The organism is Micropruina sp., assembly GCF_047607385.1.
In the GTDB taxonomy this organism is placed as follows: Bacteria; Actinomycetota; Actinomycetes; order Propionibacteriales; family Propionibacteriaceae; genus Micropruina.
The window spans coordinates 1-6588 of sequence record NZ_JASGDE010000024.1 but is presented as its reverse complement, the minus strand read 5'-3'; the positions used below and the strand labels follow the sequence as shown (position 1 = coordinate 6588).

Sequence of the window (6588 nt, the reverse complement as noted above, 5' to 3'; positions counted from 1 at the left end):
GGTGCGTCGGCGGCGGGGTGGGACGCGACACCGCGGCGGGCCGGTGACCGGCCACCGGATCGCCGGCCGGCGGCCCGGCCTCGATGTGTGGGCCGATCACCGCCTGGGCGGTGTCGTGGTGCTCGACCAGAGCGACCTCGACGCGGCGGCCGTCGGCCAACCGCACCGCGAAGGTGTCGGACGACAACTCGTCCACGTCCAGGACGTGCTCGGTCTGGTCGATCTTGATCGTGTAGCGCCGCATCGCCTTCACTTCCACGGTCGTTTCTGATTGGCCCGGCCGGCGGCCACCCACCGGCTCGCGAACAACTGGCTGCCCGGCTGCACCTCGCGCATCGCCGGCGCGGCCTGCCCCCGGCGCACCCGGACGTGGGTGAGCACCGCGATGGTGATGGCGGCGACCTCCTCGTCGGTGAGGCCGTCCGGTGCCAGCACCACGGGTTCGGGCTCGGGGACGGGGGTCGCGGGCCGGGCGGGTGGCGTCCGGGAGCGGTCCAGCCGACCGACCGCCATCAGCACCAGCATCAGGATCACCAGCAACGCCAGCACGGTGCCCATGCCGGCGAGGGTCAGGTACACGCCCCAGGGCAGGTTCTCCATCGTCGCCGCCTATACCGGGAACAGCCCGTGCTTCTTGGCGATGTTGGTGTGCACCTTGGTGCGCAGCACCTCCAGCGCCCGGATCAGCCGCAGCCGGGTCTCGCTGGGCTCGATCACCTCGTCGATCTGGCCGATGTCGGCCGCGTGGTAGGGGTTGAGCAGCCGTTCCCGGTAGTCGGCGACGAATTCCGCCTCCTCCTTCTCCGGGTCGTCGGCGGCCGCGATCCGGCGTCCGTGCAGCAGCTTCGCGGCCCCCTCGGCGCCCATCACCGCGATCTGGGCGGTCGGCCAGGCAAACGCGATGTCGCAGCCCATCTGCCGCGAGCTCATCGCCACGTACGAGCCGCCGATCGCCTTGCGCAGGATCACCGCCAGCTTCGGCACCGTGGCCTGGGCGTAGGCGTAGATGATCTTGGCGCCGTGCCGGATCACGCCGTTGTACTCCTGGTCGACGCCCGGCAGGTAGCCGGGGCAGTCGACGAAGGTGACCACCGGAATGTTGAACATGTCGCAGATCTGGACGAACCGGGCGATCTTGTCCGACGAGTCCAGGTCGAGCGAGCCGGACAGCACCGCCGGCTGGTTCGCCACCACGCCGACCGATTGGCCGTCCAGCCGGGCGAACCCGGTGAACGCGTTGCAGGCGTACTGGGCGTGGCATTCCAGCAGGCTGCCGGTGTCGACCACCAGTTCCAGGATGTCCCGGACGTCGTAGGGCACGTTGTCCTGCTCCGGCATGAAACCGTCCAGCGCCGGCTCTTCCCGGGCCGGATCGTCGTAGGGCGCCAGCGCCGGCGGGTCCTCGGAGTTGTTCTGCGGAAGGTAGCCGAGCAGCTCCTTGACCAGGCCGAGGGCGGCGGCGTCGTCGGGGGCGGAGAATTGCGACACGCCGCTGCGCACGTTGTGCACCCAGGCGCCGCCCAGTTCTTCGCCGCTGACCTCCTCGCCGGTGACCGCCTTGATGATGCCGGGGCCGGTCAGGAACATGTTCGAGGTCGACTCGACCATGATGGTGAAGTCGGTGAGCGCGGGGGAGTAGACCGCCCCGCCGGCGCAGGGCCCCATGATCACCGAGAGCTGCGGGATCACCCCGGACGCGGCCACGTTGCGGTAGAACACCTCGCCGTAGGCGGCCAGGCTCTTGACCCCCTCCTGGACGCGGGCGCCGCCGGAGTCGTTCAGCCCGATCAGCGGAATGCCGGCCTCCATGGCCAGGTCCATCATCCGGCAGATCTTCTGCGACTGCACCTGCGAGAACGAGCCGCCGAGCACGGTGAAGTCCTGGGCGTAGACGGCCACCCGGCGTCCGCTCACCTTGCCGAAACCGGTGACCACGCCGTCGCCGGGAAACCGCTGCTGGTCCAGGCCGAACTCGGTGTTCTGGTGGGTGGCCAGGGCGCCGAATTCTTGGAACGAGCCCTCGTCGAGCAGGATCGCCAGCCGTTCTCGGGCGGTCAGCTTGCCGCGGGCGTGTTGCGCCTCGATGCGTTCTTCGCCGCCGGCCGCGAGGGCGGACTGGCGGCGCTCCCTGAGGGTCTGGAGCTGGTCTGCCATGCCTGCCTCCTCGTGGTCTGTCGCCGAATCCAGGTGAGGCCCGTTCTTCGACGGTACGGCAGGACCGCGGTTCCCGGAGCCGGTTCGGCAAGGAGGTGCCCGGTGACCGGCCCCGATCGCGGGGCGGTTGGCCGCTGTGGGACGATGAGAGACGGCAGTTCGCCGTCCGCAACCCCGGAAAGTTCAACCATGGCCATTCCCTCTTTCGTCGATTCCGCGACCCTGACGGTCGCCGGAGGCAACGGCGGGCACGGCTGCGCGTCCATCCACCGGGAGAAGTTCAAGCCGCTCGGTGGCCCGGACGGCGGCAACGGCGGCAACGGCGGCTCGGTCATCCTGCGGGTCGATCCCGGGCTGACCACGCTGGTCGAGTACCACCGCCAGTCGCAGCGACGCGCCCCCAACGGCCAGCCCGGCAAGGGCGACCACGCCAACGGCGGTAACGGCGAGGACGTGGTGCTGGCGGTCCCCGACGGCACCGTGGTCAGCGACGCCGACAGCGGGGAAGTGCTGGCCGACCTGGTCGGCGCCGACGCCGAGGTGGTGGTCGCCGCCGGTGGACGGGGCGGGCTGGGCAACGCGGCGCTGGCGTCCGCGAACCGCAAGGCGCCCGGTTTCGCGCTGCTCGGCGAGGAGGGGGAGTCCCGGCGGATCACCCTGGAGCTCAAGGTGCTCGCCGACGTCGGCCTGGTCGGCTTCCCCAGCGCCGGCAAGTCGTCGCTGATCGCGGCGATCAGCCGGGCCCGTCCCAAGATCGCCGACTACCCGTTCACCACCCTGATCCCGAACCTGGGGGTGGTGGTCGCCGGCGACGTCACCTTCACCGTCGCCGACGTGCCCGGGCTGATCGAGGGGGCGTCCGAGGGCCGCGGGCTGGGGCACGACTTCCTGCGGCACATCGAACGCTGCCAGGCGATCGTGCACGTCGTCGACTGCGCCACCTACGAGCCCGGACGCGACCCGCTCACCGACCTGGACGTGATCGAAGGCGAGCTGGCCGCGCACGGCGGGCTCGAGGACCGGCCCCGGATGGTGGCGCTGAACAAGGTCGACGTCGGCGACGCCGCCGAGCTGGCCGAGATGGTCCGGCCCGACCTGGAGGCCCGCGGACTGCCGGTCTTCGCCGTCTCCACCAAGACCGGGGAGGGGCTGCGCGCGCTGACCTTCGCGATGTCCGCTCTGGTGGTCGAGCGTCGGGCCGCGGCGCCCAAGCCGGAGCCGAAGCGGATCGTGATCCGGCCGGCACCGGTGGCCGGCGGTCCGGAGTTCACCATCCGCCGGCAGGGCGACGGCGACGGCGGCTTCGTCTGGCGGGTGCGCGGCGAGAAGCCGGAACGCTGGGTGCGGCAGACCGACTTCGGCAACGGCGAGGCGGTCGGCTACCTGGCCGACCGGTTCGCCCGGCTGGGCATCGAGGAGGAGCTGCTGGCGCTCGGCGCCCGGGCCGGGGACGCGGTGGCGATCGGCTCCGGCGAGCACCCGGTGGTGTTCGACTTCGCCCCGCAGGTGGAGATCGGCGCCGAGTTGCTCTCCCGGCGCGGTGAGGACCAGCGGTTGTTCACCGAGCGTGAGTCGGTCAAGCGGCGGCGCCGGCTGGACGCCGAGTACCACGCCGCCAAGGACGCCGAACGACTCACCCGGGTGGCCCAGGACGGCTACGCGTCCGACGACGTGGCCGAGGACGAGGACGACCCCGAGGACGCGCGGTGAGGGTGCGTCAGCAGATCGCGGACGCCCAGCGGGTCGTGGTCAAGATCGGCTCGTCGTCGCTGACCGGACGCCGCGGGCTGGACACCGAGCGGATGCAACGGCTGGTCGCCACCCTGGCCCGGCTGCGGGCGTCCGGACGCGACGTGGTGCTGGTCTCCTCCGGGGCGGTGGCGGCCGGAATGCCGGCGCTGGGCATGAAGACCCGGCCGCGCGACCTGGCCGGTCAGCAGGCGGCGGCGTCGGTGGGGCAGGGGCTGCTGATCGAACGCTACGACGCGCTGTTCGCGGCGCACTCGCTGGTGGTCGGCCAGGTGCTGCTCACCGTCGACGACCTGACCCGGCAGGCCCACTACCGCAACGCGCTGCGCACCTTCACCCGGCTGCTGCAGCTCGGCGCCATCCCGGTGGTCAACGAGAACGACACCGTGGCGACCCACGAGATCCGGTTCGGCGACAACGACCGGCTGGCCGCGCTGGTGGCGCACCTGGTCCGCGCGGACGCGCTGGTGCTGCTCTCCGACGTGGACGCGCTGTACACCCGGCACCCGTCCGAGCCCGGCGCCGAGCGGATCGCCGAGGTGGCCGACGTGGACGACCTGGAGGTGGACACTTCCCGGATCGGTTCCGCGGTGGGCACCGGCGGAATGTCCACCAAGCTGCAAGCCGCCCGGATCGCCACCGCCGGCGGCATCTCGGTGGTGCTGGCGCACGCCGACGACCACGCCGCGGCGCTGGCCGGCGACGATGTCGGCACCGTCTTCCATCCCACCGGCAAGAAGCGGTCGCGGCGGCTGATGTGGCTGGCCTACGCCTCGCAGGCCAAGGGCGACCTGGTGCTGGACGACGGCGCCGTCCGGGCCGTGCTGGAGCGCAAGGCGTCCCTGCTGCCGGCCGGCGTCACCGCCGTGCACGGCGACTTCCTGGCCGGTGAGCCGGTGCGGCTGGTCGACCCGGCCGGATCGGTGGTGGCCCGCGGCATCGTCAACTACGACGCCGCCGACCTGCCCGGGATCCTCGGCAAGAGCACCCATCAGTTGGTCGAGGAGCGCGGCCCCGAGTTCGACCGCGAGGTGGTCCACAGGGACGCGCTGATCGTCAAGCTGCGCCGGCGCTGAGGCCGGGTCCGCCCGGTCCTCGTTGGTCGAGCTTGTCGAGACCTGGTTTCGACAAGCTCAACCGGCCGCGGGTACGACAAGCTCAACCGGCGAGTGCGACCGGACTCCAGATCGACAGTCCGTCCGGCAGCAGCGGGGGCAGCAGGCCGCCGATCAACTCCGCCAGTTCCCGCTGGCGCTGCTCGGTGAGCCGCTCGGCCGGCATGGTCAGGGACAGTGCCGCGACGGCGTTCGCGCCACGCATCACCGCCACGCCCAGGCAGGCCACCCCGCGCTCGTTCTCCTCGATCTCGGTGGCGAAGCCGCGTCCGCGGGCCGCGGCCAGGGTGGCGGCCAGCTCGTCCACGGTCAGCGCGCAGTGGTGCAGATAGGCGGCCAGCTGGTCGTGCGGGACGTTGCGGGCGGCCAGCAGGGCGCGTCCCATCGCCGACCGGGCGGCGGAGGTGCGGCGTCCGACCTCGGAGAAGACCCGGATGGCCCGCTCCGGCTCCACCTTGTCCAGGTAGAGCACCTCGTCGCCCACCAGGACGCCGAGATGGACCAGCTCGTCGGACTGCCGGGACAGCGTCACCAGGGCCGGATGCAGCGACTGGACCAGGCTCTGCGGGGTGAGAAAACGTTCGCCCAGGGTCATCGCGGCGGCTCCCAGCCGGTAGTCTCCGGTGCTCTCGGACTGGGCGACGAAGCCATGGGCACGCATGGTGGACAGCGCCCGGTACGCGGTGGATTTGTTCACCCCGGTGGCCGCGGAGAGCTCGGTGAGCGTGATGCCGTCCGCGCCCGCCTCGGCCAGCGCGGTGAGCAGGGCCAGGGCACGGTCGATCGCTTCCACGCGCGGACCATCGGTCATGGCCCGATGATGCCCTGGTGTTTCGTTGTGCGCAACGCTTGGGCCGGGTACAGAAATGGCCTTGCCAAGCTCCGGGGCCGATGGGAAGATATTTCAGACAACGAACCATGAGTTTCAATGAGTGAAACGGAGTCCGAATGTCCCACGTTCTCGACGCAGTCCTGACGCGTCGTATCGTGCCTGTGGTTGTGGTGCGCGATGCCGCCCGCGCCGCGGGTCTTGCCGAAGCGCTGGTGGCCGGCGACCTGCCGGTCGCCGAGGTCACCCTGCGCACCGAGGCGGCACCCGAGGCGATCGCGACGATGGCGAAGACTCCCGACCTGCTGGTCGGCGCCGGCACCGTCCTCACCGCCGAGCAGGTCGATCTGGCCGTCGACGCCGGTGCCCGCTTCCTGGTCAGCCCCGGATTCAGCGCAGCCGCGGTGGCACGGGCCAAGGAGCGTGGGGTGCCGATCGTGCCCGGCACGGTGACCCCCAGTGAGGTGATCGCTGCGCTGGATGCCGGGCTGACCACGCTGAAGTTCTTCCCGGCCTCGAATTACGGCGGTGCGGGCACTTTGAAGGCGTTCGCGTCGGTGTTCGGCGGCATCCAGTTCGTGCCGACCGGGGGAGTGTCGGCGGCCAACCTGGGTGATTACCTGGCGTTGCCGAACGTGCCGGCGGTGGGTGGGTCGTGGATGGTGCCCGCCGACGTCATCGATGCCGGCGACTTCGCCGAGGTTCAACGACTCTGCGCCGCAGCGGTCGCCGCCGCGGCCG

At 71.4% G+C, this 6588-nt stretch carries 7 protein-coding genes; 3 read left to right on the top strand and 4 right to left on the bottom strand.

Features of this window, described 5'->3' with window-relative positions:
* The 3 genes from QM582_RS02155 to QM582_RS02145 form a co-directional block, all read right to left on the bottom strand.
* A partial coding sequence (locus tag QM582_RS02155; protein ID WP_415081330.1) for a hypothetical protein occupies nucleotides 1-259 on the bottom strand: 259 nt, incomplete at its 3' end.
* The gene (locus tag QM582_RS02150; RefSeq protein ID WP_415081329.1) at nucleotides 250-600 is read right to left on the bottom strand and encodes an OadG family protein; all 351 of its coding nucleotides are present in this window, start codon (nucleotides 598-600) and stop codon (nucleotides 250-252) included. The genes QM582_RS02155 and QM582_RS02150, both read right to left, overlap by 10 nt.
* 9 nt (nucleotides 601-609) lie before the next feature.
* The gene (locus QM582_RS02145; RefSeq protein ID WP_415081327.1) at nucleotides 610-2154 is read right to left on the bottom strand and encodes an acyl-CoA carboxylase subunit beta; all 1545 of its coding nucleotides are present in this window, start codon (nucleotides 2152-2154) and stop codon (nucleotides 610-612) included.
* A gap of 189 nt (nucleotides 2155-2343) precedes the next feature.
* On the opposite strand from QM582_RS02145, the gene obgE reads away from it, so the two are divergent.
* Nucleotides 2344-3864 (top strand): GTPase ObgE, encoded by a 1521-nt coding sequence (gene obgE, locus QM582_RS02140; protein WP_415081325.1) that lies wholly within the window; start codon nucleotides 2344-2346, stop codon nucleotides 3862-3864.
* Nucleotides 3861-4979 (top strand): glutamate 5-kinase, encoded by a 1119-nt coding sequence (proB, locus tag QM582_RS02135; RefSeq protein WP_415081324.1) that lies wholly within the window; start codon nucleotides 3861-3863, stop codon nucleotides 4977-4979. The genes obgE and proB overlap by 4 nt, the downstream gene beginning before the upstream one ends.
* An 82-nt stretch (nucleotides 4980-5061) precedes the next feature.
* On the opposite strand, the gene QM582_RS02130 is transcribed toward proB, so the two are convergent.
* Entirely contained in the window at nucleotides 5062-5829 is a 768-nt protein-coding gene (locus QM582_RS02130; RefSeq protein ID WP_415081323.1) for an IclR family transcriptional regulator, read from the bottom strand.
* 176 nt (nucleotides 5830-6005) lie between these two features.
* Between QM582_RS02130 and eda the strand changes: the two genes are divergently transcribed.
* Nucleotides 6006-6588: bifunctional 4-hydroxy-2-oxoglutarate aldolase/2-dehydro-3-deoxy-phosphogluconate aldolase (eda, locus tag QM582_RS02125; protein WP_415081321.1), on the top strand; the 583-nt coding region annotated here is incomplete at its 3' end.

Excerpts from the sequence above, each read along its gene's own strand:
- obgE (WP_415081325.1), top strand. The coding sequence starts at position 2,344 with ATGGCCATTCCCTCTTTCGTCGATTCCGCGACCCTGACGGTCGCCGGA.
- QM582_RS02130 (WP_415081323.1), bottom strand. The coding sequence starts at position 5,829 with ATGACCGATGGTCCGCGCGTGGAAGCGATCGACCGTGCCCTGGCCCTG.
- QM582_RS02145 (WP_415081327.1), bottom strand. The coding sequence starts at position 2,154 with ATGGCAGACCAGCTCCAGACCCTCAGGGAGCGCCGCCAGTCCGCCCTC.
- QM582_RS02150 (WP_415081329.1), bottom strand. The coding sequence starts at position 600 with ATGGAGAACCTGCCCTGGGGCGTGTACCTGACCCTCGCCGGCATGGGC.